Annotated in this window: 25 protein-coding genes and 1 tRNA gene; 9 read left to right on the top strand and 17 right to left on the bottom strand. The window is 62.6% G+C overall.

The genetic code is table 11. The features are described from left to right. Positions 1–54 precede the first annotated feature (54 nt). On the top strand, positions 55–2457 hold the full coding sequence (locus ACQZ2L_RS24480; protein ID WP_430328224.1) for a DUF3772 domain-containing protein: 2403 nt from the start codon (positions 55–57) through the stop codon (positions 2455–2457). Positions 2458–2500: 43 nt separating this feature from the next. On the opposite strand, the gene ACQZ2L_RS24475 is transcribed toward ACQZ2L_RS24480, so the two are convergent. From ACQZ2L_RS24475 to ACQZ2L_RS24420, 12 genes are all read right to left on the bottom strand, one after another. Beyond that, complete coding sequence (locus tag ACQZ2L_RS24475; protein ID WP_430328223.1) at positions 2501–3931, bottom strand: aldehyde dehydrogenase family protein; 1431 nt, start codon at positions 3929–3931, stop codon at positions 2501–2503. A 13-nt stretch (positions 3932–3944) separates the two neighbouring features. After that, a complete protein-coding gene (locus ACQZ2L_RS24470) occupies positions 3945–5447 on the bottom strand; it encodes a purine-cytosine permease family protein (RefSeq protein WP_430328222.1) in 1503 nt (500 codons plus the stop codon). A gap of 97 nt (positions 5448–5544) precedes the next feature. Beyond that, a complete protein-coding gene (locus ACQZ2L_RS24465; protein ID WP_430328221.1) occupies positions 5545–5934 on the bottom strand; it encodes a YybH family protein in 390 nt (129 codons plus the stop codon). 531 nt (positions 5935–6465) lie between these two features. Next, complete coding sequence (locus ACQZ2L_RS24460) at positions 6466–7035, bottom strand: histidine phosphatase family protein (RefSeq protein ID WP_430328220.1); 570 nt, start codon at positions 7033–7035, stop codon at positions 6466–6468. Positions 7036–7120: 85 nt separating this feature from the next. Continuing rightward, a complete protein-coding gene (gene ychF / locus ACQZ2L_RS24455) occupies positions 7121–8221 on the bottom strand; it encodes a redox-regulated ATPase YchF (RefSeq protein WP_430328219.1) in 1101 nt (366 codons plus the stop codon). 22 nt (positions 8222–8243) lie between these two features. Next, entirely contained in the window at positions 8244–8828 is a 585-nt protein-coding gene (gene pth / locus ACQZ2L_RS24450) for an aminoacyl-tRNA hydrolase (RefSeq protein ID WP_103436029.1), read from the bottom strand. 77 nt (positions 8829–8905) lie between these two features. Next, positions 8906–9505 (bottom strand): 50S ribosomal protein L25/general stress protein Ctc, encoded by a 600-nt coding sequence (locus tag ACQZ2L_RS24445; protein WP_430328217.1) that lies wholly within the window; start codon positions 9503–9505, stop codon positions 8906–8908. Positions 9506–9628: 123 nt separating this feature from the next. Then, a complete protein-coding gene (locus ACQZ2L_RS24440) occupies positions 9629–10570 on the bottom strand; it encodes a ribose-phosphate pyrophosphokinase (RefSeq protein ID WP_099773531.1) in 942 nt (313 codons plus the stop codon). A 47-nt stretch (positions 10571–10617) separates the two neighbouring features. After that, positions 10618–10692 (bottom strand) — tRNA-Gln (locus ACQZ2L_RS24435). Between the two features lie 34 nt (positions 10693–10726). Then, positions 10727–11572, bottom strand: a complete 846-nt coding sequence (ispE, locus tag ACQZ2L_RS24430) for a 4-(cytidine 5'-diphospho)-2-C-methyl-D-erythritol kinase (RefSeq protein WP_430328216.1) — start codon at positions 11570–11572, stop codon at positions 10727–10729. Between the two features lie 3 nt (positions 11573–11575). After that, positions 11576–12193, bottom strand: coding sequence for a lipoprotein insertase outer membrane protein LolB (gene lolB / locus ACQZ2L_RS24425; protein WP_430328215.1), 618 nt, complete (start codon positions 12191–12193; stop codon positions 11576–11578). 3 nt (positions 12194–12196) lie between these two features. Further along, positions 12197–13921: a tetratricopeptide repeat protein gene (locus ACQZ2L_RS24420; protein ID WP_430328214.1), complete on the bottom strand. Its 1725-nt coding sequence runs from the start codon at positions 13919–13921 to the stop codon at positions 12197–12199. A gap of 213 nt (positions 13922–14134) precedes the next feature. Between ACQZ2L_RS24420 and hemA the strand changes: the two genes are divergently transcribed. From hemA to ACQZ2L_RS24390, 6 genes are all read left to right on the top strand, one after another. Beyond that, complete coding sequence (gene hemA, locus ACQZ2L_RS24415) at positions 14135–15412, top strand: glutamyl-tRNA reductase (protein ID WP_430328213.1); 1278 nt, start codon at positions 14135–14137, stop codon at positions 15410–15412. Then, entirely contained in the window at positions 15409–16491 is a 1083-nt protein-coding gene (gene prfA, locus ACQZ2L_RS24410; RefSeq protein WP_314877806.1) for a peptide chain release factor 1, read from the top strand. The genes hemA and prfA overlap by 4 nt, the downstream gene beginning before the upstream one ends. After that, complete coding sequence (gene prmC, locus ACQZ2L_RS24405; RefSeq protein WP_430328212.1) at positions 16491–17321, top strand: peptide chain release factor N(5)-glutamine methyltransferase; 831 nt, start codon at positions 16491–16493, stop codon at positions 17319–17321. The genes prfA and prmC overlap by 1 nt, the downstream gene beginning before the upstream one ends. Then, entirely contained in the window at positions 17315–18070 is a 756-nt protein-coding gene (locus ACQZ2L_RS24400) for a molybdopterin-synthase adenylyltransferase MoeB (protein WP_430328211.1), read from the top strand. Before prmC ends, ACQZ2L_RS24400 begins: the two co-directional genes overlap by 7 nt. Further along, positions 18063–18860: a glutamate racemase gene (gene murI / locus ACQZ2L_RS24395; protein WP_430328210.1), complete on the top strand. Its 798-nt coding sequence runs from the start codon at positions 18063–18065 to the stop codon at positions 18858–18860. Before ACQZ2L_RS24400 ends, murI begins: the two co-directional genes overlap by 8 nt. A gap of 110 nt (positions 18861–18970) precedes the next feature. Beyond that, the gene (locus ACQZ2L_RS24390; protein WP_430328209.1) at positions 18971–19489 is read left to right on the top strand and encodes an acyloxyacyl hydrolase; all 519 of its coding nucleotides are present in this window, start codon (positions 18971–18973) and stop codon (positions 19487–19489) included. Between the two features lie 45 nt (positions 19490–19534). On the opposite strand, the gene ACQZ2L_RS24385 is transcribed toward ACQZ2L_RS24390, so the two are convergent. The 5 genes from ACQZ2L_RS24385 to ACQZ2L_RS24365 form a co-directional block, all read right to left on the bottom strand. Continuing rightward, complete coding sequence (locus ACQZ2L_RS24385) at positions 19535–20233, bottom strand: SDR family NAD(P)-dependent oxidoreductase (RefSeq protein ID WP_430328208.1); 699 nt, start codon at positions 20231–20233, stop codon at positions 19535–19537. A 10-nt stretch (positions 20234–20243) separates the two neighbouring features. Beyond that, complete coding sequence (gene phrB / locus ACQZ2L_RS24380; protein WP_430328207.1) at positions 20244–21671, bottom strand: deoxyribodipyrimidine photo-lyase; 1428 nt, start codon at positions 21669–21671, stop codon at positions 20244–20246. Beyond that, positions 21662–22561: a MerR family transcriptional regulator gene (locus tag ACQZ2L_RS24375; protein ID WP_430328206.1), complete on the bottom strand. Its 900-nt coding sequence runs from the start codon at positions 22559–22561 to the stop codon at positions 21662–21664. Before ACQZ2L_RS24375 ends, phrB begins: the two co-directional genes overlap by 10 nt. After that, on the bottom strand, positions 22551–23510 hold the full coding sequence (locus ACQZ2L_RS24370; protein WP_430328205.1) for a DUF523 and DUF1722 domain-containing protein: 960 nt from the start codon (positions 23508–23510) through the stop codon (positions 22551–22553). The genes ACQZ2L_RS24375 and ACQZ2L_RS24370 overlap by 11 nt, the downstream gene beginning before the upstream one ends. Positions 23511–23618: 108 nt before the next feature. Next, positions 23619–24605: an NAD(P)/FAD-dependent oxidoreductase gene (locus tag ACQZ2L_RS24365; protein ID WP_430328204.1), complete on the bottom strand. Its 987-nt coding sequence runs from the start codon at positions 24603–24605 to the stop codon at positions 23619–23621. 187 nt (positions 24606–24792) lie between these two features. On the opposite strand from ACQZ2L_RS24365, the gene ACQZ2L_RS24360 reads away from it, so the two are divergent. Then, a complete protein-coding gene (locus ACQZ2L_RS24360) occupies positions 24793–25698 on the top strand; it encodes a TIGR01777 family oxidoreductase (RefSeq protein ID WP_430328203.1) in 906 nt (301 codons plus the stop codon). A 13-nt stretch (positions 25699–25711) separates the two neighbouring features. Then, the gene (gene hemH / locus ACQZ2L_RS24355; RefSeq protein ID WP_430328202.1) at positions 25712–26725 is read left to right on the top strand and encodes a ferrochelatase; all 1014 of its coding nucleotides are present in this window, start codon (positions 25712–25714) and stop codon (positions 26723–26725) included. Positions 26726–26777: the final 52 nt, after the last annotated feature.

The raw sequence follows: 26777 nt of genomic DNA, 5'->3' as shown, positions 1-26777 counted from the left end.
CCGGTGAGCGGCGTAGAATTCGCCGCCAGCAGAGTCTGTCTATAGGTGATTTCGATGAGGCGTGTAAGCCTTGACCGTTTGTGTGTGGGGTTACTGGCCCTGCTTATGTGGGTGGCGACCCCGGCCTGGTCGGCAGGCGCTACGCCGGTAGCGCAACTGCTGGCCGGTGAAATGCCGGCGCTGGAAGAAAACGCCAGCCTCGAGCAGTTGACCGATCGGCTCGACCAGATCCGCCAGGGCGTCACCAGCAATGCCAATGACGACCAGCTGTCGCAGCTGCGTCAGGCCGCCATGCAGGTGCAGCGTCAGGCCGATGCGCTGACCGCGGTACGCACCACCGACATCAGCCGCCTGGATGATCAGCTCAAGGTGCTCGGCGATGTACTGCCCGACGAGGGCGAAAGCATCACCCGCCAGCGTCAGCAGCTCACCAGCGACAAGAAAAAGCTGCTGGCCGAGCAGCAGAATGCCAACCAGCTGACCCAGTCTGCGCGTGACTTGTCGACCCAGATCGTCAACCTGCGCCGCAGCCAGTTCAACTCGCAGGTCACCAGCCGCGCCGCCAGCCCGCTGAGCCCGGCTTTCTGGTCGAGCATGATTCGCCCGACCGATGATGACGTCGCCCGCTTGCAGGCGTTGAAGGCCGAGGCCAGTGATGCCCTGGCCAGTGCACTTAGCCCTGAACACCGCTGGTTGTTCATCGCCAGCCTGGTCGCCGCCCTGCTGGTGTGGACGTTGGTGCGGTTGGTGGTTGAGCGGCTGCTGGCCGATGCGATGATTCGCTGGCTACCTGAAGGGCGTCTGCGCCGCAGTGCCCTGGCTCTGGGCGTCAGCCTGGCTACGTTGGCGACCATCGCCGGTTCGGTGTCGCTGGTGCGTTGGGGCCTTGAGAACAGTGCCGAGCTGGGCACCGACATCGCCAGCCTGATCAACCACGTGCTGACGCTGGTAGTGTTCAGCGCCTTCATCACCGGCCTGGGCCGGGCCATGCTGATGCTGCAACGGCCATCGTGGCGGCTGCCGCCGATCCCCGACGAAGTGGCCAGTGCGCTGGGCTGGTTCCCCAAAGTGCTGGCCGTAGCGCTGATGGTGCTGTTGACCCAGGAGCGGATCAACAGCGTGATCGGCACCAGCCTGGCGTTGACCGTCGCCACCAATGGGCTGACCGCACTGGTGGTGTCGCTGGTGTTCTTCGCCGCTCTGGTGCGCTATCGCCGGACGCGGCGCAAGCACCAGATCGAGCGCCCCTCCGGTCTGGCTGGGCTGATCCCGTTCGTGATTGTGGTCTGGGTGTTGCTGATTCTGCTGGCATTGCTGGCGGGCTATCTGACCCTGGCGTACTTCCTCGCGGCCAAGATGCTCTGGATCAGCGTGGTCGTAACCTGCGCCTACCTGCTGGTGACGGTGTTTGGCGACCTCTGCGAAACCCTGCTCTCGCCACGCCAGCCAGGTGGCCTGGCGCTGGCTTCGACGCTGGGCTTGAAGCCGCGTCACCAAGCTCAGGCCAGTACCGTTCTGGCCGGCATTGGTCGCACCCTGCTGCTGTTCTTCGCGGCGCTGCTGGCGCTGATGCCATCCGGCACCAGCCCCAGCGAGCTGCTGATGAGCCTGGCCGATTGGGACGGCAGCGGCGGCAAGGTACTCGGCAATCTGAATATCGTGCCGCAGGACATTTTCATCGCTGTGGCGATGTTCCTCGGTGGGTTGTTTGCCATTCGTGTGGTCAAGCGCTGGCTGAGCGAGCGGCTGCTGCCCGAGACCGATATGGACGCCGGCATGCGTGCCTCCCTGGTGACCCTCGTCGGCTACCTGGGCTTTCTGTTCCTGGCGATGCTGGTGATGACGACCCTGCGCATCAACCTGACCAGCCTGACCTGGGTGGTCAGTGCGTTGTCGGTAGGTATCGGTTTCGGCCTGCAGCAGATCGTGCAGAACTTCATCTCCGGCCTGATCCTGCTCACCGAGCGCCCGGTCAAGGTGGGCGACTGGGTCAGCCTGGCTGGCGTCGAAGGCGATATCCGCCGGATCAACGTGCGTGCCACCGAGATCCAGATGTCCGACCGTTCGACGGTGATCGTGCCCAATTCGCAGTTCATCTCGCAGAACGTGCGCAACGTGACCATGGGCAATGCGTTGGGGGTGGTGGGTATCACCCTGACCCTGCCGCTGGAAACCGACCCTGATCAGGTGCGTGACTTGCTGATGGCGGCGTACCACGAGCACGAAGCGATTCTGGATGCGCCGGCGCCTTCGGTGACGTTTAAGGACCTCACCGCCAGCGGCATGACCCTGAGCGTCAGTGGCTATGTGGCCAGCCCGCGGCAGGTCTCCGGCACTCGCAGCGACCTGCTGTTCACCGTGCTCGGGCGTTTGCGCGATGCCGACATCCCGCTGTCTTCGCCGCAGAGCATGGTGCTGGTGCAGGAAGCGCCCAAGCCCGCCGACGAACCCGCCTGATCGCGGTAGCGGCGCGCCCCTTGCTGGCCAAGGGGCGCGCCCGCTAGCCCAGGCAGCGGGTCACATGCTTGACTGCCTGATACGCCGACAACCCCCATGGCCCCAGCTCGCGGCCAATGCCGCTGGCCTTGGTACCGCCCCAGGACGTTTCAACGAACACCGCTTGCACCGAGTTGATCCAGACATGGCCGACTTCGAGGCTGTCGGCGACCCGTTCGGCGCGTTGCAGGTCGTTGGAACATACCGTCGCGACCAGGCCGAAGCGGCCGTCATTGGCGAGCTCAATTGACTGCTGTTCGGTGCTGAAGCGCTGCGCACAGAGTACCGGCCCGAAGATCTCCTCCTGCCACAGGCGGCTGCTTGCGGGCACATCGACATACAGCGTCGGGCTGACAAACCAGCCGTCACGGTCAAGTGCCTTGCCGCCGGCCAGGCAGCGCAGGCCTTCATCACGCGCGCTGGCAAAGTAACCCGCCACCTTCAGCCACTGCGCCTGGCTGGTCAGCGGGCCCATGTCGACTTCTTCGCTGGATGGATTACCCACCCGCAGTTTTGTCAGAGCACCCTGCAATTGGCTGAGCAGCGCGTCGGCGATGCCATCCTGCACCAGCAAGCGCGAGGTCGCCGAGCACATCTGGCCGGCGTTCCAGGTGATGCCGGCAATGATCCAGTCAACTGCCTGCTGCACGTCGCAATCGTCGAACACGATGATCGCCGACTTGCCCCCCAACTCCAGGGTCAGCGGCCGGCAGTGCGCCGCCGAGGCGCGCATGACCTGGCTGCCAACGCCATTGCTGCCGGTGAATGACAGCTTGTCCAGGCCAGGATGGCCGCTGAGCGCGGCGCCAGTCTCGGCTTTGCCGTTGACGATGTTCAGCACGCCCGCTGGCAGGCCGATCTGGCTGGCGATTTCGCCGTAGGCCAGCTCCACCAGTGGCGTGACTTCGGAGGGCTTGAGCACCACCGTGCAGCCTGCCGCCAGGGCCGGAGCGAGCTTCCAGGCGCTGGTTACCAGCGGGAAGTTCCACGGCACGACCAGGCCAACCACACCGATCGGTTCCAGCCGCGTACGCGAGGTAAAGCCCGGCGCCGCCAACGGCACTTCACGATTGCTGGCCGGCAACTGCTCGGCCAGCGCTGCGTAATAGCTGAAGGTCGCCACGGCGTCATCGAGGTCCACTTCAGCCTCGTGGCGGGGCTTGCCGTTGTTGCGCATCTGCAGGGCGATCAACGCTTCACGACGGGCCGTCAGCTGCTCGGCGAAGCCGTACAAGAGGCGGGCACGTTCACTTGCCGGGGTGGCTTTCCAGGCCGGCAGCGCCTGTCGTGCGGCGCTAACCGCCTGGTCAACCTGGGCCGTGCTGGCGGCCATCAGCTCGGCGAACGGCACGCCCAGCGCGGGGTCGTGGACGGTAATGCAGTCAGTGCCTTGGCCTTCGACCCAGCAGCCATCGATGTAGTTGAACGTGTTCATGGGCAGATTCCAGTCAGGCCATTTCGGCGGCAGAAGTTACCGGTTGCGGTGCGCTGTCTTTGCTGTGCACCCAGCGCGGGCCGTTCGGCCCATACACGCCAGCGGGTTCGGGGAACAGCCGGAGCAGGCTGAGGTAGAGCAGGGCGGCGACGCCGAGGGTTACCGGCAGGCTCACGTCGATGCCGCCGGCCAGTTCACCCAGCGGGCCAACGAACTGTCCCGGCAGATTGACGAAGCACAGGCCCAGCGCTGCGCTGGGCAGCCAGGCGCCCATGCCGCGCCAGTTCCAGCCATGCAGGAACCAGTAGTGGCCGCCGCGCTGGCCACGGGTGAATACCTGCAGATCGTCGGCATGGTAGAAGCCACGGCGAGTGATCAGGCCGAGGATCATGATCACCATCCACGGGCTGGTGCAGGTGATGATCAGCACGGCGAAAGTCGACACGCTCTGCACCAGGTTGAAGGTAAAGCGGCCGAGGAAGATAAAGCCGATTGCTGCCACGCCAATCAGCAAGGTGGCTGCGGCGCGGCTGAGCAGGCGCGGGAACACGCTGGACATGTCCAGCCCGGTGCCATACAGCGCGGTGGTACCGGTCGACATGCCGCCGATCACCGCAATCAGGCACACCGGCAAAAAGAACCAGCTCGGCGAGATCGCCAGCAGGCCGCCGACATAGTTGTTGGCGGCAATGTAGTCCGGTGCCTGGCTGGCGACCAGAGTCGCGGTGCACAGGCCGAACAGGAACGGGATCAAGGTAGCGACCTGGGCGCCGATCACCGCCAGCATGATCCGTGCTTTTGGCGTTTCACGCGGGATGTAGCGCGACCAGTCGCCGAGAAACGCGCCGAACGAGACCGGGTTGCTCATGGCCAGGATCGCCGCGCCGACAAACGCCGCCCAAAAACCTGCCTGACCGGCATTGACGCTGCCGGCATAGCCCGCATCGAACGGTCCGGCGAAGGCGAAGATGCCCAGCAGAAACAGCAGGCTCGAGGCCCACACGGCGATCTTGTTGACCCACAGCATGAAGCGAAAGCCGTAGATGCACACCACCAGTACCAGCACCGCGAACAAGCCGTAGGCCAGGCCCAGGGTCAGGTCGGTTTCCGGCAGCCCGACCAGGCGCTTGGCGCCGCCGACCAAGGCATCGCCGGAGCTCCACACCGACAGGGAAAAGAACGCCACGGCGGTCAGCAGTGACAGGAACGAGCCGACGATGCGCCCGTGTACGCCAAAGTGTGCGCCGGACGAGACCGCGTTGTTGGTGCCGTTCAACGCACCGAACAGGCCCATCGGGGCGAGGATCAAGGCGCCGATACCGACACCGAGCAAAATCGCCCAGACGCCGGCCTGGAACGACAGCCCAAACAAAACCGGGAAGCTGCCGAGCACGGCAGTGGCAAAGGTGTTGGCGCCGCCGAAGATCAGGCGGAACAGGTCCAGCGGGGTGGCATGGCGTTGCGCGTCGGGGATTTGCTCGACGCCATTGCTCTCGATACCGGTCGAGTTGCTCATGGTGATGCTCCAGCGCGGTTGTTGTGGTCGGCGCAAGGCGCGACGCTTTTATGGGTGCGTTGGCAGGGGCGGCAGGGCCGCAAGGCTTAATGTTGCTTCAGGCAGGCGAAACCACCGAAAGGTGCTCGTGGCAGGCTAGCCAGTGAGTGCTGTGCCGGCGGAACAGGATGGTCTCGCGCTCGGCCAGTTGTTGTTCTTCACCGTTGACGCTGATGCGGGTGGCGACGTCGTGGATGAAGATTGCCAGGTCGCCCTGCAGGGTGATGGTGGCGTTGCTGGATTGGCAGTCGAGCACGTTGAAGCCTTCCTCTTGCCACTGTTGCCAAAGGGCTTGGTAGGCCTGGCGCGAGAGCAGCGGCTGGGGGAGGGTATGGAAGACGAAGGTTGCGTCTTCGCTGAAGCAGGCGAAGTAGCGCTCGGTATCGTTGCTGGCGAAGGCGGCAACCAGCTCGGCGGCGGCCTGGCTTACCTGGAGGGTCTGGTCCACTGCGGTGGTCTCACGGTTATTGTGATTATGGTGGTGGCAGTTTGCGCAGGGTTGGTGGGGGGAAGAATCTGCTGGGTGAAATAATTAGTTCAGGGATTTGTGAAGTGATTTTGGGGGATGGGGGTGGTGTGTTGTACCGCGAGGGTAGGCACCAGTTGGCTTGTGGGACGCTAACCGTTGCTATGGGCTTATCGGTGTTTATGGTGGTAAGGCCAGTAGGTCGCCGAGCGGGAGAGCCGAGGTCGCTCTGCTACCCCGCCATAGCTGCTTCGCAGGCGCGCCAGGCTGGACGCGATCAGGGTAGGAGCGGCCTTGTGTCGCGAAAGGCCAGCGAAGCTGGCCCGGCGATGTCAGTGGCGGAGCTGAAATTTTGGGGGCGGGGCAATCTTGCGGTGGTACACAAATCGAGGGACCGCTACGCGGTCCTTTCGCGACACAAGGCCGCTCCTACAGTGACTTTGCAAGGCGTTGGTGCTGTGGTGTGCCCATCGAGGGACCGCTACGCGCTCCTTTCGCGACGCAAGGCCGCTCCTACAATGACTGCGCCCCGCGCCGATATACCACAGCACTCCAATACCCACTATCACCGGACTCCTGCCGCACCCAGCCTGCAGCCCGCAACCGCTTGCCAATAAACCGATTCATGATCCCGTGCCCAACCAGCAACACCGGCCCACCCTCAGCCATCGACTGCAACCGCCGCGCCCCGTCATCCGCCCGTGCACCGGCTGCCTTGGCCGATTCAACCCCCGGCGAATACCCGCACAACCAGAGCACCCGCAGCACAGCCGCCCAGGTAAACGGCGATAGCTTCGCCAAGCGCCCACGACCACCTGGCAGCTGCGCCTCGCAGAATACCGCTTCGACCACGCCAGGCTCGATCCCAAGCGCCTGCGCCGAGCTCAGTGCACGCGGCGCGCTGCTGCAGGCAATGACCTGCGCCCCAGCCGCCAACTGCACGCTGGCAGCAGGTGCCGGGTCTTGGGTGATGACTGAGCGATCATAGTCTTCGATCCAACCCTGCATATCACCGAGGGCAACTCGACCGGTCACAGCCAGTTGCGGCTGGCCATGACGCATAAGAATAATCTGCTGTTCCATGCTGTTCTGCTTCCTTGTTGAACCCGCCAGAAACAAAAAATCCGGCGCCTAGGCACCGGATTCTTTCACATCAAGCTGAAATCAATCAGACGTTGAAGCGGAAGTGCATCACATCACCATCTTTGACGATGTATTCCTTGCCTTCCAGACGCCACTTGCCCGCTTCCTTGGCACCGCTCTCACCCTTGAACTGGATGAAGTCGTCATAGGCGACCACTTCAGCGCGGATGAAGCCTTTCTCGAAGTCGGTGTGGATCACCCCAGCCGCCTGCGGAGCGGTAGCACCGATGCGCACAGTCCAGGCGCGTACTTCCTGCACCCCGGCGGTGAAGTAGGTCTGCAGGTTGAGCAGTTCGTAACCGGCACGGATCACCCGGTTCAGGCCAGGCTCTTCCAGACCTAGGGCTTCAAGGAACATGTCCTTCTCTTCGCCGTCATCGAGCTCGGCAATCTCGGCCTCGATCTTGTTGCACACCGGTACCACCACTGCGCCTTCTTCTTCAGCAATCGCGCGCACTACATCCAGGTGCGGGTTGTTGTCGAAACCGTCTTCAGCAACGTTGGCGATGTACATCACCGGCTTGCTGGTCAGCAGATGGAAGCCACGGATCACCGCTTTTTCATCTTCAGCCATGGTCTTCATCAGGCTGCGCGCTGGCTTGCCTTCGGTGAAGTGCGGGATCAGCTTCTCGAGGATGGCCTTCTGCGCGAGGGCCTCCTTGTCACCGCCCTTGGCGTTGCGGGTGACTTTCTGCAGTTGCTTCTCGCAGCTGTCAAGGTCGGCGAAGATCAGCTCGAGGTCGATGATCTCGATGTCACGCTTGGGGTCGACACTGTTGGAAACGTGAATCACGTTCTCGTCTTCGAAGCAGCGCACCACGTGGGCGATGGCGTCAGTCTCGCGGATGTTGGCGAGGAACTTGTTGCCCAGGCCTTCACCTTTGGAGGCACCGGCAACCAGGCCGGCGATGTCGACGAACTCCATGGTGGTCGGCAGGATGCGGTTCGGCTTGACGATTTCAGCCAGGGCCGCGAGGCGCGCATCCGGCATCGGCACGATACCGCTGTTCGGCTCGATGGTGCAGAAGGGGAAGTTCTCAGCCGCGATGCCGGACTTGGTCAGCGCGTTGAACAGGGTGGACTTGCCGACGTTGGGCAGGCCGACGATGCCGCAATTGAAACCCATGGAAATTCCCCTCTTGGTGAGATCAGGCCTTCTGGCTGTGCAGCTCGCGCATGGCCTTGGCGAAGTCGCCGGCGAGCACGTCCGGCAGCACGCCGAGGGCAAAGTCGATGCTGGCGTCGAGCTTGTCCTGTTCGGCGCGCGGTGCGCGGCCAAGGACGAAGTTGGAGACCAGCTTGGCGTCACCTGGGTGGCCGATGCCAAGCCGCAGGCGATGGAAGTCGTTCTGGTTGCCGAGTTGCGCGATGATGTCGCGCAGCCCGTTGTGCCCACCGTGGCCGCCACCTCGTTTGAGTTTGGCGACGCCCGGAGGCAGGTCGAGTTCGTCGTGAGCCACCAGAATGGCCTCCGGTTTGATCCGGAAGAAATTGGCCAGGGCCGCCACGGACTGGCCGCTGCGGTTCATGTAGGTGGTGGGGATCAACAGACGAACGTCGTTGCCCTGATGGCTGAATTTTGCCGTCAGGCCGAAATATTTGCGGTCAGCAGTGAGTGAAACCCGCTGGGCGCTGGCAATGCGTTCAACGAAAAGAGCCCCTGCGTTATGCCGGGTCTGTTCGTATTCGGGGCCGGGGTTACCCAGGCCGACGATCAACTGGATGGCGGTCACGTAGGGGCTCTTCCTTGGAGTTGGTGGGTCACAGTGCTGGGCACTGTAACCCGGTCAACACCGGCGCGCCGAGTAGATTACTCAGCAGCGCCTTCTTCTTCAGCTTCAGCAGCAACGCGCGGAGCGTGAACGTTGGCAACAGCTTTGTCATCACCGTGGGCCAGAGCAACGAACTCTACGCCTTTAGGAGCTTTCAGGTCCGACAGGTGGATGATGGTGCCGATTTCAGCGTTAGCCAGGTCAACTTCGATGAACTCTGGCAGGTCTTTGGCTTCGCAGGAAACTTCGATCTGAGATTCAACGTGCGAGATCTCGCCGCCTTTCTTGATCGGTGCTTCTTCGTTGATGAAGTGCACTGGAACCTGAGCGGTCAGTTTCTGGCCAGCGACAACACGGATGAAGTCGGCGTGCATGATGAACTGCTTGACCGGGTGACGCTGCAGAGCCTTGACGATGACGTTCTGCTTGGCGCCGTCAACGTTCAGTTCGATCACGTGGCTGAAGGCAGCTTCGTTTTCGAACAGCTTGGCGATTTCCTTCAGAACGAAGGTAACGGACTCAGCTTCTTTGTTGCCACCGTAGATGACGGCAGGGATGCTCTGCGTGTGACGCAGGCGGCGGCTCGCACCTTTCCCCAGGTCAGTACGCTTGATTGCGTTCAGGGTAAAATCAGTCATTTTGTTTCTCCAAAATAGCCAGCACCCGCAGGCGTTTGCGACCAGCGCCAAACGGGGTGGGCAAAAAAGCCCCGCCCCGACATAAGGGTCGGGGCGGGGCGCTTTTCGTCAACGGGGTTCCGCTTAGCGGAACATCGCGCTGATCGATTCTTCGTTGCTGATGCGGCGAACCGCTTCAGCGACAACCGGTGCAATATCCAACTGGCGGATACGGTCACAGGCTTGAGCAGCGGCCGACAGCGGGATGGTGTTGGTCACCACCAGCTCGTCGAGTACCGACTTCTCGATGTTCTCGATCGCTCGGCCAGACAGAACCGGGTGCGTGCAGTAGGCGTAAACCTTGGCAGCGCCGTGTTCTTTCAGAGCCTTGGCCGCGTGGCACAGTGTGCCGGCGGTGTCGACCATGTCGTCTACCAGGATGCAAGTGCGCCCTTCGACGTCGCCGATGATGTGCATCACTTCGGAGTGATTGGCCTTTTCACGGCGTTTGTCGATGATACCCAGATCGACACCCAGCGACTTGGCAACAGCACGTGCACGCACGACGCCACCGATGTCTGGGGAGACGATCATCAGGTTCTCGAAACGCTGGTCTTCGATATCGTCGACCAATACGGGCGAGCCGTAGATGTTGTCGACCGGGATATCGAAGAAACCCTGGATCTGGTCAGCGTGCAGGTCGACAGTGAGAACACGGTCGATACCCACGACAGTGAGCATGTCAGCGACAACTTTGGCGCTGATGGCTACACGTGCCGAACGCGGACGGCGGTCCTGGCGGGCGTATCCGAAGTAAGGAATCACGGCGGTGATTCGGGAAGCTGAGGAGCGGCGGAAGGCGTCGGCCATCACTACCAGTTCCATCAGATTATCGTTGGTCGGAGCGCAAGTCGGCTGAATGATGAAGACGTCTTTACCGCGGACGTTTTCATTGATCTCAGTGCTGATCTCGCCGTCGGAGAACTTACCGACAGAAACATCACCAAGTGGGATATGCAGCTGACGTACGACACGTCGAGCCAGATCGGGGTTAGCGTTCCCCGTAAAGACCATCATCTTGGACACGCGCAGTACCTGAAGGCTGAGGGTATACCTGGATGAGTATAGGAAAATGGCAGGGGCGGCTGGATTCGAACCAACGCATGGCAGGATCAAAACCTGCTGCCTTACCGCTTGGCGACGCCCCTGTATCTGTTGCTGCGAGCACTGTGTACTCGACTTCTAGAGCAGACTCTGTAGCTTGCGATGCAACATCGAAACGTTGCTTCCTTTTGCCACAAACCCTGTTTGAGTCTCTGAAAGAAGGGCCAGAACTTTATCAGCTTCGGCTTTGCTTGGGAAGGCCCCAAACACGCAACTTCCAGTACCGGTTAATCGAGCTTCAGTATATTTACCAAGAAGATTCAACGCATTGCGAACTTCCGGGTAACTTTGCTCTACCACCGGTTGGCAGTCATTTCGACTGTTTCCCTCGGGAACGGGGCGCATCTTAAGGGGGAGGGAATCACGTGTCAACTGCGGATGTGAAAAAATTTCCGCTGTGCTGACAGACACTTGCGGCACCAGCACGACATACCACGGCTCTACCGGATCGACCGGGGTGAGCTGCTCGCCAACCCCTTGGGCGAAGGCCGCATGGCCGCGCACGAATACCGGCACGTCGGCGCCCAGGCTCAGCCCCAGCGCAGCCAGGCGATCAAGGTCCCAGCCCAGTTGCCACAGATGGTTGAGGCCGAGCAGGGTGGTCGCGGCGTCGGAGCTGCCGCCGCCTATGCCGCCGCCCATGGGCAGAAGCTTCTCCAGCCAGATATCCGCACCCTGCTTGCAGCCCGACTGCTGCTGCAACTGGCGCGCAGCGCGCACGATCAGGTTGCTGTCGTGGTCTACTCCGAGGACGTCTGTCTGCAGGCGCACCTGATCGTCGTCGCGCAGGGCAAAGCGCAGCTGGTCCGCGTGGTCGAGAAACTGAAACACGGTTTCCAGCTCATGGTAACCGTCATCGCGACGGCCAATAATGTGCAGCCACAGGTTCAGCTTGGCCGGTGCCGGGAGGCTCAGCGTGGTCATCGATCAGTGTCCCAGTTGCCGCGGTTGCCAGTCTTTGACCACGAGGGTGACGTCGATGTCCTTGCCGTGCAGCTTGATCCGCTCTGGAAGCCAGTAGCCATTTTGCTGGGTGTAGCTCAGGTACTGAACCTGCCAGCCATCCTGGTTGAGGCTGGCCAGGCGGCTGTCCTGGTCGAGAGTCAGCTGGCTCTTGCTGTCGGGGGCGGGCAGGCCGCGCACCCACCAGACCAGATGCGACACCGGCAATTCCCAGCCAAGCTGTTCGGCGAGCAGGGCTTCCGGGCTGGGTGCTTCATAGCGGCCCTGGTTGGCCACCTCCAGCACTACGCCGCCGGGGCGGCCGGTCAGACGCGCCGCACCGCGGCCAAGCGGGCCAGCCAGACGAATGTCGTAGTAATCCTGGCGCTGCAGCCAGAACAAGGTGCCGCTACCGGAGTCCTTGGGCGCGCGGATGCCGACCTTGCCGTTGATCTGCCAGCCGTCGAGGCTGCTCAGCTGTTGTTTGTGTTGACGCCACAGTTGTGGGTCGCCCTGGCCCTGCACGGCTTCGCGGCTACCAAAGCTGCTGCAGCCAGCGAGCACGGCGATCAGGGTGAAAGTAAGGCAATGACGCAAGAACATGGCTTAGAGAGTCTCTGATCCGGTCAGGCGCAAGACGGTCTTGCGCAGGACAGTGCTGTCGGGTTGGGTTTCGAAGGCCTTGGCCCAGACCTGGCGCGCTTCGCGGCGCTTGCCATTGGCCCAGAGCACTTCGCCCAGGTGGGCTGCCACTTCGTGATCGGGGAAACGCACCAACGCCTGGCGCAGGTAGCGCTCGGCTTCGTCCAGGTTGCCCAGGCGGTAATTCACCCAGCCAAGGCTGTCGAGCACGGCAGGGTCGTCCGGGGTCAGTTGGTGGGCTTTTTCGATCAGGGCTTTGGCTTCGGCATAGCGCGTGGTGCGGTCGGCCAGGGTGTAGCCGAGGGCATTCAGGGCCATGGCGTTTTCCGGCTCGCGGGTGATGATTGCGCGCAGGTCCTTTTCCATCTGGCTGAGGTCGTCACGCTTTTCAGCGAGCATGGCGCGGGTATAAAGCAGGTTGATGTCGTCCGGGTAGCGCTTGATCGCTTGCTGCAGGACCTGGTCGGCCTGCGCCGGCTTGTCGTTGTTGCCGTAGCTCTCGGCCTCGATCAGGTACAGCTGGATGGCGTAGTCGGGCTGCGCTTCACGGGCTTCGGCGAGCAGGCGCGAGGCCTCGCGGCCGCGGCCGTTGGCGATGAGGATGTCGGCCTGGCGCAGTTGCGCCGGCAAGTAGTCGGCACCGGGGCCGACCAGCGCGTATTCGCGCAGCGCCGCTTGCGGGTCGTTGCGCTGCTCGCGGATCCGGCCCAGGTTGAGGTGCGCGGCATCTACATTGCTGTCGCGCTCGACCAGCTCTTGCAGATAGCCTTCGGCCTCGTCCCAGTTCTTGTTTTCCAGGCATACCAGCGCCAGGGAATAACGCAGTTCGTCATCTTCCGGGTACTGTTGGAGCATGCTTTCGAATTCGGCCTTGGCGTCGCCGATGCGGTCCTGTTCGACCAGGGTGCGCGCGTAGGTCAGGCGCAGGCGCTTGTCTTCCGGGTTGTCGCGGATTGCCCGGCGCAGCAGTGGCAGTGCTTCAGGGCCACGGTCGAGGGCCTGCAGCAGGCGGGCACGGAGCAGGATCGGAGCGATTTCGCCATTTTGCGGTGGGTGCTGTTCGAGCAGAGCCAGTGCTTGCTCCGGTTTGTCGTCCTGATTGAGCAGCAGCGCCTTGCCGAAGATCAGCTGGCCGTTCTCGGGGTACTTCACCAGCAGGCGCTCGAAGCTCTGCATCAAGCCATCGCGGGTGCTCTGATCGGTCTCGGCTGCGGACAGCGCAAGGAAGTCGAAATGGGTATCGCCCTGACCTTGCAGGACCTTTTCCATGAACACCATCGACTCGTCGTAGCGCCCGCCACGCGCCAGCTGGATCGCGGCGGCGCGTTGCGCGTCGAGATTGTCCGGGTCGTTGCGGGCCCAGATCAGCGCGGTATCCAGCGCTGGTTCGTCGGCGCCAAGGTACTCGGCAATGCGGAACGCCCGCTCGGAGACGCCCGGGTCTTGAGTCTTCTCGGCCTGGTCAACGTAGTTGGCCAGGGCGATATCGAACCGGTTGCGCTGGCCGGCCAGCTCGGCAACCAGCAGGCTGTAGAGGGTTTCCGGCTTGAACGATCCGTACACCACGGGCTTTTCCTGCGCAGCCTTGGCGGCCTCTGCAGCAGGCGGCTCGGCGGCGTTCTGCGGGGCCAGGCTTTGGCAGCCCTGAAGCAGGGCGAAGGTGAGCAGCAGTGCGTGGGATCTATTCATAGATAAGGTATAAAAGTGCTATCCGGCGGTCGCAGCATGATGACACAAGCGCAGTGGCAAACCCACCTGCGAAGCCATGCCGCGTGATTAAGAATCAGGCGCGTGTAGTGGCCATCATGGCCACGATCTATTACGACAATAGTGAACGGTGGTTGTTCTGGAACCTGCGAAGTAGGACAATTATCGGCTTCACGTCACAACCAGCGACCTTGCATGGCCTTTCTTGCACTTGGTATCAACCATAAGACTGCCTCGGTAGACGTACGCGAGCGCGTGGCGTTTACGCCCGAGCAGCTGGTCGACGCCCTGCAGCAGCTCTGCCGACTGACCGCCAGCCGCGAGGCGGCGATCCTGTCGACCTGCAACCGCAGCGAGCTTTACATAGAGCAGGACCACCTGACCGCCGACGCGGTGCTGCAATGGCTGGCCGACTACCACCAGCTCAGCGTAGATGAACTGCGCGCAAGCGCCTACGTGCATGAGGAACATGACGCCGTGCGGCACATGATGCGGGTCGCCTCCGGGCTGGACTCGCTGGTGCTGGGCGAGCCGCAGATCCTCGGCCAGATGAAGTCGGCCTACGCCGTGGCGCGCGAGGCCGGCACCATCGGCCCGCTGCTGGGGCGCCTGTTCCAGGCTACCTTCAGCGCTGCCAAGCAGGTACGGACCGACACCGCGATCGGCGAGAACCCGGTGTCGGTGGCGTTTGCCGCGGCCAGCCTGGCCAAGCAGATCTTCAGTGACCTGGGCCGTAGCCAGGCGCTGCTGATCGGTGCTGGTGAAACCATCACCCTGGTTGCCCGCCATCTGCATGAGCAGGGCGTGCGCCGTATCGTCGTGGCCAACCGCACCCTGGAGCGGGCGAGCATGCTCGCCGAGCAGTTCGGCGCCCATGCCGTGTTGCTGGCGGACATCCCCCAGGAGCTGGCGCACAGCGACATCGTCATCAGTTCCACCGCCAGCCAGTTGCCGATCCTGGGCAAGGGCGCGGTCGAAAGTGCGCTGAAGCAACGCCGGCACAAGCCGATCTTCATGGTCGACATTGCCGTGCCGCGCGACATCGAGGCACAGGTCGGCGAGCTGGATGACGTCTACCTGTATACCGTTGATGACCTGCACGATGTCGTCGCCGAAAACCTCAAAAGCCGTCAGGGCGCGGCGCAGGCTGCCGAAGAGCTGGTTGCGGCCGGCGCCGGCGACTTCATGGTGCGCCTGCGCGAGCTGGCTGCCGTCGATGTGCTCAAGGCCTACCGCCAGCAAAGTGAACGGCTGCGCGATGAAGAGCTGCAGAAGGCCCAGCGGCTGCTGGCCAACGGCGGCAACCCGGAGGACGTACTGGCCCAGCTGGCCCGAGGGCTGACCAACAAATTGCTGCACGCGCCCAGCGTGCAGCTGAAAAAGCTCTCGGCCGAGGGCCGCGTCGATGCGCTGGCCATGGCCCAGGAACTCTTTGCCCTCAACGAGGGCTCCACGGACAAACCCCCGCAATGAAAGCGTCGCTGCTGAATAAACTGGATATCCTCCAGGACCGCTTCGAGGAACTGACTGCCCTGCTGGGTGACGGCGAGGTGATTGCCGACCAGACGCGCTTCCGGGCCTATTCCAGGGAATACGCCGAAGTCGAGCCGGTGATGAGCGCCTATCAACAGTGGCGCAAGGTCCAGGCTGACCTCGAGGGCGCGCAGGCGCTGCTCAAGGACAGCGACCCGGACATGCGCGAGATGGCCGTCGAGGAAGTCCGCGAAGCCAAGGAGCAGTTGCTCGAGCTGGAGTCGCAGCTGCAGCGCATGCTGCTGCCCAAGGACCCCAACGACGGCCGCAACGTGTTCCTTGAAATCCGTGCTGGCACCGGCGGCGACGAGGCGGCGATCTTCTCTGGCGACCTGTTCCGCATGTACTCGCGCTACGCCGAGAAGCGCGGCTGGCGTCTGGAGATTCTCTCCGAGAACGTCGGTGAGCACGGTGGCTATAAAGAGATCATTGCCCGTATCGAAGGCGACAATGTCTACGCCAAGCTCAAGTTCGAGTCCGGCGCGCACCGTGTGCAACGGGTGCCGGAGACCGAGTCGCAAGGGCGTATCCATACCTCCGCCTGTACCGTGGCCGTGCTGCCCGAGCCTGACGAGCAGGTGGCGATCGAGATCAATCCGGCCGACCTGCGCGTAGACACCTACCGCGCCTCCGGCGCCGGCGGTCAGCACATCAACAAGACCGACTCGGCGATCCGCATCACCCACTTACCGACCGGCATCGTGGTCGAGTGCCAGGAAGAGCGTTCGCAGCACAAGAACCGCGCCCGTGCCATGTCCTGGCTGTCGGCCAAGCTCAACGACATCCAGACCAGCGCTGCGCAGAACGCGATCGCCAGCGAGCGCAAGCTGCTGGTCGGCTCGGGTGACCGCTCCGAGCGCATTCGCACCTATAACTATCCACAGGGGCGGGTGACCGATCACCGCGTCAACCTGACCCTGTACTCCCTGGATGACATCCTCGCCGGTGGCGTCGATGCCGTGATCGAACCGTTGCTGGCCGAATACCAGGCCGATCAATTGGCTGCCCTGGGGGACTGATGACCATTATTGCCAGCCTGCTGCGCAACGCGCAGTTGCCAGATTCGCCGACCGAGCGGCTCGACGCCGAGCTGCTGTTGGCGGCCGCCCTGGGCAAGTCGCGCAGCTTTCTCCACACCTGGCCTGAGCGCATCGTCAGTAGTGAGGCCGCGCAGGTGTTTGCCGACTACCTCGCGCGCCGCCGTGACGGCGAGCCAGTGGCTTATATTCTCGGTCAGCAAGGGTTTTGGAAACTCGACCTCGAGGTTGCGCCAGACACCCTGATCCCGCGGCCCGATACCGAACTGCTGGTTGAAACCGCGCTGGAGCTGCAGGCCGGCGGCCCGGCGCGGTTGCTCGATCTGGGCACTGGCACCGGCGCGATCGCCTTGGCCCTGGCCAGCGAACGCCCGGTTTGGCAGGTGGTCGCAGTAGACCGCATCGACGCCGCCGTGGCGCTAGCCGAGCGCAATCGTCAGCGCTTGCAATTGAGCAACGTCGAGGTGCGCAAGAGCCACTGGTTTGACGCCCTGGCTGGCGAGCGCTTCGCGATGATTCTGAGCAACCCGCCGTATATTCGTGCTGGCGACCCGCATCTGGTCGCGGGCGATGTGCGCTTCGAGCCGAGCAGTGCGCTGGTAGCTGGTGACGATGGCCTGGATGATCTGCGCGAGATCATCGCCCAGGCGCCTGCGCACCTCGTCGAAGGCGGCTGGTTGTTGCTTGAGCACGGCTATGATCAGGCTGATGCTGTGCGTGAACTGCTCAGCCAACAGGGCTTTACCGAGGTCGCCAGCCGGCGTGACCTGGGCGGCCACGAACGCATCTCGCTGGGGCGCCTGCCATGCTGAGTGATCAGGAACTGCTGCGCTACAGCCGGCAGGTCCTGCTGGCTCAAGTGGATATCGACGGCCAGTTGCGGCTCAAGCAGAGCAAGGCGCTGGTGGTCGGCGTCGGCGGCCTCGGCTCGCCGGTGGCGTTGTACCTGGCAGCGGCGGGGGTTGGTGAGCTGCACCTGGCCGACTTCGATACGGTCGACCTGACCAACCTGCAGCGGCAGATCATCCATGACACCGACAGTGTCGGCATGGGCAAGGTCGACTCGGCGATCAAGCGCCTGCAGGCGATCAACCCTGAGATCAAGCTGGTGGCTCACCGCCTGGCGCTGGACGAGGATTCCCTGGCAGCGGCTGTGTCAGCGGTCGATGTGGTGCTGGATTGCTCGGATAACTTCAGCACCCGCGAGGCGGTCAACGCCGCGTGCGTGGCTGCGGCCAGGCCTCTGGTCAGCGGCGCGGCAATTCGCCTTGAAGGTCAGCTGTCGGTGTTCGACACCCGGCGTGACAGCAGCCCCTGCTACCACTGCCTGTATGGCCATGGCAGCGAGGCCGAACTGACCTGCAGCGAAGCCGGCGTGATCGGCCCGCTGGTAGGCCTGGTCGGTAGCCTGCAGGCACTTGAAGCACTCAAGCTGCTGGCCGAATTCGGCGAGCCGCTGGTCGGTCGCCTGTTGCTGATCGATGCACTGACCACGCGCATGCGCGAGCTGCGGGTCAAGCGTGACCCGGCCTGCGCCGTGTGCGCCCAGCGCCATGGCTGAGCGCTCGGCGCCGGTCGGCGTGATGGACTCGGGGGTCGGCGGTTTGTCGGTACTTGCCGAGATCCAGCGCCGGCTACCGAACGAATCACTGCTGTACGTGGCCGACAGTGGCCACGTTCCCTACGGCGAAAAATCCCCTGACTACATCCGCCAGCGCTTGCGGCTTATTGCTGAGTTTTTTCAGCAGCAAGGTGCCAAGGCGATGGTGCTGGCCTGCAACACCGCGACTGTGGCTGCCGTGGCTGATCTGCGCGAGCAGTACCCGCAGTGGCCGTTGGTGGGAATGGAACCTGCGGTAAAACCGGCGGCGGCAGCGACCCGTTCAGGTGTAGTGGGAGTGCTAGCCACCACCGGTACCCTGCAAAGTGCCAAATTTGCTGCCTTGCTCGACCGCTTCGCCAGCGATGTACGGGTCATCACCCAGCCCTGCCCGGGGCTGGTCGAGCGGATCGAAGCCGGTGACCTTATCAGCGCCGATTTGCGCCAGTTGCTCGCAGGCTATGTTCAACCGCTGCTGCAGGCGGGCTGTGATACGCTGATTCTGGGCTGTACGCATTATCCCTTCTTGCGCCCGCTGCTGGCCGAACTGGTCCCGGCAGATGTGGCGATCATCGATACCGGCGCTGCGGTCGCCCGGCAACTTCAGCGTTTGCTCGGCGAACGTGACCTGTTGGCAGGGGGACCGCCGCAGCAGACCGGCTTCTGGACCAGCAGTGATCCGGACAATTTAAGAAAAATCCTACCTTTGTTGTGGAAGAAGTCCGACAGTGTGCGAAGCTTCCCATTGTAAAAAAAATGTGAAAAGCCACCTAGAAAGCTGAACTATCGTACAAGCTTTGATTTCTATTGGGTGCCGATGAGGCATAACACTTAAAACAGTAAAGGATAGGAATGTTTCTCATGAAGAAACTGCTTGGTTTGGCGGCGGCTGCCGCTTTGGCAATGGGGCAAATGACTGCGGCACAGGCGGCGGACGTATCGCTTTCGGTAGGGCAGACCGGCGACTCCACCATGGTCTATCGCCTGGGGCTGCAGTCGAACTGGGATGCCAGCTGGTGGCAAACCAGCGTTGGTCGGGTAACCGGCTACTGGGATGGCGCCTATACCTTCTGGGATGGCGACACCACTGCCAGCAACCACAGCCTGTCGTTTGCGCCGGTTTTCGTCTATGAATTCGCCGGTGACAGCGTCAAGCCCTACATTGAAGCGGGCATCGGTGTCGCTGCGTTCTCGCGCACCAAGCTGGAAAGCAATGACCTGGGCTCGTCATTCCAGTTCGAAGACCGTATCGGCTTCGGTCTGCGCTTTGCCGGTGGCCACGAGATCGGCGTGCGCGCGATCCACTACTCCAACGCCGGGATCAAGCAGCCCAACGATGGCGTAGAGAGCTACTCGCTGCATTACCGTATGGCGCTGTAAACGCGCCGTAGGTAGCCGGGGCCGCCAGGTGGCCCCGGTATCACGCTATTGGGGTAGCGGCCACAGGCTGCTCAGGCTCCACACTTCCAACACCAGTTCCGACTCCCGTTCAGGCAGGCTGCTGACCAGCACTTGCGCTGCGGTTTCGGCTGTCCACTGTTCGGGCACGGCGTGAGCGGCTGTTGCGGGCGCCTGCAGCGATTGTGGTGCAACCACGGTCAAATCGATGCCATGCGCCTGCAATGCCGGGCGCTGCTCGCGGAACCAGTGCGCCAAGCTATTGCTGGCATTGAGCGGCTGATTGGGATGGTGCAGCTGCATCGCAGAGTAGCGGCTGAGAATGGCCATGATTTGAGGCGAATTGCCGTTGGCCAGCAGAGGCGCAGCTGCCACCAGGCAATGGCTGCTGGCTTGCCGATTGCTGGTGACGATCGCCTCCAGCACCTTGTCGTCTGGCAGCTCCGGCGCCAGGTAATCACAAGTCCCGGCATTGATGATCAACCCATCCAACGAGCCCCATACGGCCTGCACCTGCGCCGCGGCCTCGGTAGCCCGGGCATGGTCATGCAGCTGCCACGGCAGCGGCAGAAAGCGCTCACCGTGATCCCTTGTCAGCGACTCTACAAGGCGGCTGTCATTGCAACTTGCTGCAACCCGTTGGCCCTGCCTCAGCAACTCCATCACCAGCGCCAGACCAAGCCCGTTGGTGGCGCCGGTGATCCAAAAACTGCCTGTGCGAATCACACATTGCCCTCTAATCCTGCCGAGCGGGCAAGCCCTTGAAGGCCTCCAATGCGCGCTGGCGACTGCTTGCGAGATCCACAATTGGACTCTGATAAGAGGTTGTAGCAAAAAGATCAGCAGATTTCACGGGCAAATGAATGGATTTATCGTCGCGGGTCTTCAATTGGGGTAGCCACTGACGAATGAAGCGGCCTTTTGGGTCAAAACGCTGCGATTGCGTCACCGGATTGAAGATACGGAAATACGGTACCGAGTCGGTGCCGGTCGATGAGCTCCACTGCCAGCCACCGTTGTTGGCGGCCAGATCGCCATCGATCAGATGACGCATGAAGTGGCGTTCACCGTGGCGCCAGTCGATCAACAGGTTCTTGCTCAGGAACATCGCGACGATCATGCGCAGGCGGTTGTGCATCCAGCCGGTTGTCAGCAATTGCTGCATCGCGGCGTCGATGATGGGGAAGCCGGTACGGCCTTGCTCCCAGGCCTGCAAATCTTCCGGTGCATCGCGCCAGGGCAGGGCAGCGGTGTGCGCGCGGAACGGTTGGTGGCGCGAGACCTGTGGGTACCCGACCAAGATGTGTTTGTAGAATTCACGCCAGAGCAGTTCGTTGATCCAGGTTTGCACGCCGGCACTGCCGCTGTCGAACTCACCGCGATTGGCCGACAACGCCGCATGCAGGCATTGGCGAGGGGAAATGACCCCCGCTGCCAGGTAGGCGGATAACTGACTGGTGCCGGGTTCGGCTGGCAAATCGCGCAGTTGCAGGTAATCATCGATGCTGTGTTCGGCAAACTCGGCCAGGCGCCGCTGCGCTTCTGTTTCACCGGCGGGCCACAACTCCCGTAACGCTTGAGTGGGCTCGGTAAATCCGTCGAAGGCAGATGGGATCGGGTCGCTGGCGATCTTCGTCGCAGCTTGTTTCGCAACTCTGCTGGCCATGCCAGGCATGCCATGCTGCAGACGCTCGAGGCAGGCACGCTTGAACTGGCCGAACACCTGAAAATACTGGCCGGCCTTGGTCAGCACGGTGCCTGGGCTGAGCAGCAATTGATCAAGGTAACGGTGCACGCTGATATCGCTGCCGCTCAGCAGAGCCTCTGCGCGCTCATCGCGTAGTTGCTCGTTGACGCCATACTCGTCATTCCAGTGCACTGCTTCCACCGCATGCTCCCGGCAGATATCCAGCAGCACTTGCGGCACCTGAGCCCAGTCGTCGGTATGGCGAATCAGCAGCGGGATGTTCAGTTGCTGCAGTGATTGGCTTAATTCGCGCAGGTTGCGCAACCAGAAGTCGACCTTGCACGGGGCATCGTCATGGCTCAACCATTGCCCGGGGCTGGCTATCCACACGGCCACGATGGGGCCGCGTTCACAGGCAGCGCTGAGGGCGCTGTTGTCATCGATGCGCAGGTCGCTGCGCAGCCACATCAATTGCATGAAGAAGTCGTCTCTGTCGGGGTGAGCGCAGCTTGCTGTAGCAGGCGCAAGGCGGCCTGCGGTGTGTCGAACAGGGACAGGCCGGGTTGCTGCATGGCTTCCAGTTGGGTCTGGTGCAGGGCGATTGTTTCGCCACCCAGCAGTTTTGCCGCATCGATGCCATGCAGTGCGCGCTCGAGGGCGGCATAGTCAACCCGCGGACCGAGCAGCAGTACCAGCACCTGCGCTTGCAGCTCGCTCACTGCGCGTTGCAGCTGCGCGCCGGCGACCGCAAACTCGAGCACCTCGACAGCGCGGCCACTGCTGGTAAACAGCCAGGCGCACAGCCACAGATGCGCGTCGAAGCCGCGATCGCTGTCGACCACCAACAGCACCGGCGGCCCTGCAAGCTGCTGATTGTCGTGATACACCCGTGCGCCGAACTTGCTGCGCAGCCAGGTGTGAAAAAACGCCTGCTCGAGGCGGGCGTTGAAATGCGTTTGCCAGCGCCGAGCCAGGCTGTGCAGCAACGGCAGCAGTAGCTGTTCACAGAGCGTGACGGCCGGGTACAGCGCCATCGCCTGATTGAGCTGCTGGTCGAGGGTACGCTGGGACAGGTTGCCCACCGCTTCGATCAACGCCTGCTCACGCAGTTGCCAGTCGCCTTGCGGGGCAACGCTTGGGGCGTGTTCAAGCAGCTCACGGACCTGGCCGACCGAAGCGCCACGCTCGAGCCAGCGCAGGATCGCCTGCACCTGCTCGACCTGGTCGGTGCCATACAAACGATGCCCCTTGGCCGTGCGTTGCGGCTTGAGCAAACCATAGCGACGCTCCCAGGCGCGCAAGGTGACCGGGTTTACCCCAGTGCGGCGAGCAAGCTCGCCGATGGGCATCAAATCTTCAGACTGCATTGCGTAAACCTAGGCTCTCGGGGTGGGGCTGCAGATAGGCCTGCTGGCTGAGGTAGGGGTCTGGATGAACCCGCAGGTGGTGTTTGAGCAGGGTCATAGGCACTACCAGGGGCACGATGCCTTGCTGGTATTGGCCGATCACCTGTTGCAGCTCGGCGCGGTCGCCTTGGTCCAGCGCGTCGCGCAGATAGCCGCTCAAATGCAGCAGTACGTTGCAGTGGGTGCCACGGTTGGCGGGGCGGCGCAGTGCCTGTATCAAGAGGCTGAAGTACTGCGCGCCGACCTGCTGCGGGTCGTCATCCTTGCGCATGCTGCCCAACATCCGGCCAAGCTCGCGATAGGCTTTGGGGTTGTTTGCCATCAGCAGATACTTGTACCGCGAATGAAAACTCACCAACGCACCCCGGCTCAGCCCCGCAGCCAGTTGCTGCTGCCAATCGGCGTAGGCATACACGCGGCTGATGAAGTTCTCCCGCAGCACCGGATCATGCAGGCGGCCTTCTTCTTCGACAGGCAGATCGGGGCGGCGCGCGCAGAAAGCGTCGGCGTAGGCACCGCGGCCGCCTTTGAGCGCAGGGTGGCCGTTGTCCTGATAAACCTTGACCCGCTCCAGGCCGCATGAGGGCGACTTCTGCATGAAGATATAACCGCAGATATCGCCTATTTCATCAGCCATCTGCTCGCCGTAGGCGCGCAGTGGGGCAGAGTAGTTGGCGCCGGGGTTACGCGTGGCAACCACTTCGGGGTGCTGCGGATCACCCACCAGGCGGATCGGATCGCGCGGAATGCCCAGGCCGATGGCGACTTCAGGGCACAACGGTGCCCAGTCGAAATGCGCTTCGAAAGCACTCAAGCAGAGCTCCGAAGCCTTGTGGCCGCCGTTGTAGCGCACGTTCTCGCCGAGCAGGCAGGCGCTGATGCCAATGCGGGGTTTCGCCGACGCGTTCATCGCTGCCTCCAGAATACCTGTACAAGGTTGCTCCTTGTGTACAAGTCTATTCCAGCACAGCCACACGCTTATGCAAACAGTTTTTTCTGTACAGGTTTACAACGAAGTCTATTCCAGATGCTCGAGCAAGCGTCTTGCCGCTTCCTGGCCACTCAGCCAAGCGCCTTCGACCCGGCCAGACAAGCACCAGTCGCCGCAGGCGTACAAGCCCAGGTCGGCATCCGCAAGCGCGCCCCATTCATGGCCACCGGCAGGCCGGGCATACAGCCAGCGGTGGGCCAGGGCAAAACTTGGGGCCGGCACCGAGCAGCCAATCAGCTCGGCAAATTCGCCGCTCAACTGCTCGATCACCAGCTCTTTGCTGAGATCGATGTGTTGCTTGCTCCAGTTTGACGTGGCATGCAGCACCCAGGTGTCGAGCTGCTCGTCGCGCCCTGGTTTGCTGCGGTTGCGCGCCAGCCAGTCGAGTGGATTGTCCTGCACGAAGCAACCTTGCATGGGCGTTTGCAGTGGCGTCTCGAAGGCCAGGGCGATGGCCCAGGTGGGTTCCATCTGCACGCCGGCGGCGACCGCTGCCAATTTCGGGGTGGCGGCCAACAGTGGCGTGGCTTGCGGTGCGGGTACGGCAATCACAACGCGGCTGTAGGGGCCGTGGCTGCAGCCTTCGGTATCCTGCAGGTGCCAGTACTGCTTGCCGCGAAACACCTCGGCGATGCGGCACCCGAAATTGACTGTGACGTCCTTTAGCAGGCCGCGAGTAATGGCGCTCATGCGTGGAACGCCGACCCAGCGCACCTGCTCGTCTGGGGAGGGGCTGAGGACGCCATCGCGATAGTTGTATAGCTGCGGCTTCCATTGCGCGGCATGGCCAGCGGCTTCCCACTGTTGCACCTGTTCGACGAAACGCCGGTCGCGGGCAGTGAAATACTGCGCGCCCAGGTCGAGGGCACCGGCATCGCTGCGCTTGCTGGCCATGCGCCCGCCACTGCCGTGGCCCTTGTCGAACAAGTGCACAGTCTGCCCGGCGGCCTGCAGGGCCTGGGCTGCGGAAAGGCCGGCAATGCCGGCACCAATGATGGCAATAGGTACTGTCATGATGGCCTCTTCTAACCTTGCTCGAAGCAGATTACGCGGTCTTGCAAACCTGTACAATGCGAAAAGTTTGTATAAGGTTATTCCGCTCTACAGGCCAGCTTGGCCTATGTTTATCCGAGAGCGTGCGGTCAAGAAAGTGCCTTGTTGTTAAAAATAGACCACCCCGACGATCTGCGAGGACACAGCCATGCATATATTGCTGACAGGCGGTACCGGTTTGCTCGGCAAGCATCTCTGCCGCCTGTGGGCTGGCCAGGGCCATCGGCTGACGGTCTGGAGCCGGCGTCCGGAGCAGGTGCCGATGCTCTGTGGTAACGGCGTGCGCGGTATCGGCCAGTTGGATGATCTGGATGCCGAAGACCCGATCGACGCAGTGATCAATCTGGCCGGCGCACCGATTGCCGACCGGCACTGGACCGCAGCGCGGCGCAACCTGCTTTGGGCCAGCCGCATTACTTTGACCGAGCAGTTGCTGGCGTGGCTGCAAAAGCGCGAGCAGCGCCCTGAAGTGCTGGTGTCAGGCTCAGCAGTGGGCTGGTATGGCGATGGCGGTGAGCGTGAGCTGACCGAGGCTTCGCAACCGGTCAAGGAGGACTTCGCCAGCCAGCTGTGCATCGCCTGGGAAGAAACCGCGCAGCGTGCTCAAGCGCTTGGCATCCGCGTTGTGTTGGTGCGGACCGGGTTGGTGCTGGCCAGCGATGGCGGCTTTTTGTCGCGCCTGCGCGTGCCGTTCAAACTCGGCCTGGGCGGGCCGCTGGGCAACGGTCGGCAGTGGATGCCGTGGATCCATATAGATGATCAGATCGCCCTGATAGATTTTCTCATGCGCCACAACGATGCCAGCGGTCCCTATAATGCCTGCGCGCCAGAGCCTGTACGCAACCGCACCTTTGCCAAATGCCTGGGCAAGGCGCTGCATCGACCGGCGTTGTTGCCCGTGCCAGCGTTGGTGTTGAAGGCCGGGCTCGGCGAGCTGTCGACGCTGCTTCTTGGCGGCCAGCGCGCGCGCCCGACGCGCTTGCTGGCGGCTGGCTTCACCTTCCGTTTTAACGATCTGCAATCGGCGCTGGACAACCTGTCCGGCCGCCTCTGACATAGGACGCTGCATGACCGATCATGCCCTGCTGCTGGTCAACCTGGGTTCGCCAGCCTCCACTTCGGTAGCCGACGTGCGCCGCTACCTCAACCAGTTTCTGATGGACCCGTACGTGATCGACCTGCCGTGGCCGGTGCGGCGCTTGCTGGTGTCGCTGATCCTGATCAAGCGGCCTGAGCAGTCGGCGCATGCCTACGCTTCGATCTGGTGGGATGAGGGCTCGCCGCTGGTGGTGCTGACCCGCCGTCTGCAGGCCGCCATGCATGAGCATTGGCCGCACGGCCCGGTGGAAGTGGCCATGCGCTATGGCCAGCCGGCGCTGCCGGAGGTGCTCAAGCGCCTGGCTGCGCAGGGCGTACGCAAGGTGACGTTGGCGCCGCTGTATCCGCAGTTCGCTGACAGCACGGTAACCACCGTTATCGAACTGGCGACGCAGACCATTGCGCAGCACCAGTTGCCGCTGGAGATGCGGGTGTTGCAGCCGTTCTATGATCAGCCGAGCTATATCGATGCGTTGGTGGCCAGTGCGCGACCTTATCTGCAGGAAGACTATGACCATCTGTTGTTGAGCTTCCATGGGCTGCCTGAGCGGCACCTGAAGAAGCTTGATCCGACCGGCAATCATTGTTTCCAGAGTGCTGATTGCTGCCAGCAGGCCTGCGCGAATGTGCGGGCAGTGTGTTATCGCTCGCAGTGTCTGGCCAGTGCGGCGGCGTTTGCCAAGGCGATGGGTATTCCGGATGGCAAGTGGTCGGCGTCGTTCCAGTCGCGGTTGGGGCGGGCCAAGTGGATCGAGCCTTATACCGAGACGCGGCTTGATGAGTTGGCCAAGGCTGGGGTGAAGCGGTTGCTGGTGATGTGCCCGGCGTTTGTTGCTGATTGTATTGAGACGCTTGAGGAGATTGGGGATCGGGGGCGGGAGCAGTTTATCGAGGCTGGTGGGGAGGAGTTGGTGCTGGTGCCTTGTTTGAATGATCATCCGCAGTGGGCTCGGACGTTGGCTCGGCTTTGTGAAGAGGCCTGATGTATGGGTGGGCGGTTTTCTTTGCACTGTCCATTTGATTTAGGGGCTGTTA

This window comes from Pseudomonas shirazensis, from assembly GCF_050496565.1.
Classification (GTDB): Bacteria; Pseudomonadota; Gammaproteobacteria; order Pseudomonadales; family Pseudomonadaceae; genus Aquipseudomonas; species Aquipseudomonas shirazensis_A.
Note: the sequence above shows the minus strand (reverse complement) of the source record. Positions and strands in the feature narration are given on the sequence as shown.

Coding starts and splice junctions, on each gene's coding strand:
- ACQZ2L_RS24365 (WP_430328204.1), bottom strand. CDS start 24,605: ATGACAGTACCTATTGCCATCATTGGTGCCGGCATTGCCGGCCTTTCC.
- ACQZ2L_RS24470 (WP_430328222.1), bottom strand. CDS start 5,447: ATGAGCAACTCGACCGGTATCGAGAGCAATGGCGTCGAGCAAATCCCC.
- ACQZ2L_RS24360 (WP_430328203.1), top strand. CDS start 24,793: ATGCATATATTGCTGACAGGCGGTACCGGTTTGCTCGGCAAGCATCTC.
- ychF (WP_430328219.1), bottom strand. CDS start 8,221: ATGGGTTTCAATTGCGGCATCGTCGGCCTGCCCAACGTCGGCAAGTCC.
- lolB (WP_430328215.1), bottom strand. CDS start 12,193: ATGTTCTTGCGTCATTGCCTTACTTTCACCCTGATCGCCGTGCTCGCT.
- ACQZ2L_RS24400 (WP_430328211.1), top strand. CDS start 17,315: ATGCTGAGTGATCAGGAACTGCTGCGCTACAGCCGGCAGGTCCTGCTG.
- ACQZ2L_RS24370 (WP_430328205.1), bottom strand. CDS start 23,510: ATGAACGCGTCGGCGAAACCCCGCATTGGCATCAGCGCCTGCCTGCTC.
- ACQZ2L_RS24375 (WP_430328206.1), bottom strand. CDS start 22,561: ATGCAGTCTGAAGATTTGATGCCCATCGGCGAGCTTGCTCGCCGCACT.
- phrB (WP_430328207.1), bottom strand. CDS start 21,671: ATGCAATTGATGTGGCTGCGCAGCGACCTGCGCATCGATGACAACAGC.
- murI (WP_430328210.1), top strand. CDS start 18,063: ATGGCTGAGCGCTCGGCGCCGGTCGGCGTGATGGACTCGGGGGTCGGC.
- ACQZ2L_RS24420 (WP_430328214.1), bottom strand. CDS start 13,921: ATGAATAGATCCCACGCACTGCTGCTCACCTTCGCCCTGCTTCAGGGC.
- hemA (WP_430328213.1), top strand. CDS start 14,135: ATGGCCTTTCTTGCACTTGGTATCAACCATAAGACTGCCTCGGTAGAC.
- ACQZ2L_RS24480 (WP_430328224.1), top strand. CDS start 55: ATGAGGCGTGTAAGCCTTGACCGTTTGTGTGTGGGGTTACTGGCCCTG.
- prfA (WP_314877806.1), top strand. CDS start 15,409: ATGAAAGCGTCGCTGCTGAATAAACTGGATATCCTCCAGGACCGCTTC.
- ACQZ2L_RS24445 (WP_430328217.1), bottom strand. CDS start 9,505: ATGACTGATTTTACCCTGAACGCAATCAAGCGTACTGACCTGGGGAAA.
- ispE (WP_430328216.1), bottom strand. CDS start 11,572: ATGACCACGCTGAGCCTCCCGGCACCGGCCAAGCTGAACCTGTGGCTG.
- ACQZ2L_RS24475 (WP_430328223.1), bottom strand. CDS start 3,931: ATGAACACGTTCAACTACATCGATGGCTGCTGGGTCGAAGGCCAAGGC.
- hemH (WP_430328202.1), top strand. CDS start 25,712: ATGACCGATCATGCCCTGCTGCTGGTCAACCTGGGTTCGCCAGCCTCC.
- ACQZ2L_RS24390 (WP_430328209.1), top strand. CDS start 18,971: ATGAAGAAACTGCTTGGTTTGGCGGCGGCTGCCGCTTTGGCAATGGGG.
- prmC (WP_430328212.1), top strand. CDS start 16,491: ATGACCATTATTGCCAGCCTGCTGCGCAACGCGCAGTTGCCAGATTCG.
- ACQZ2L_RS24460 (WP_430328220.1), bottom strand. CDS start 7,035: ATGGAACAGCAGATTATTCTTATGCGTCATGGCCAGCCGCAACTGGCT.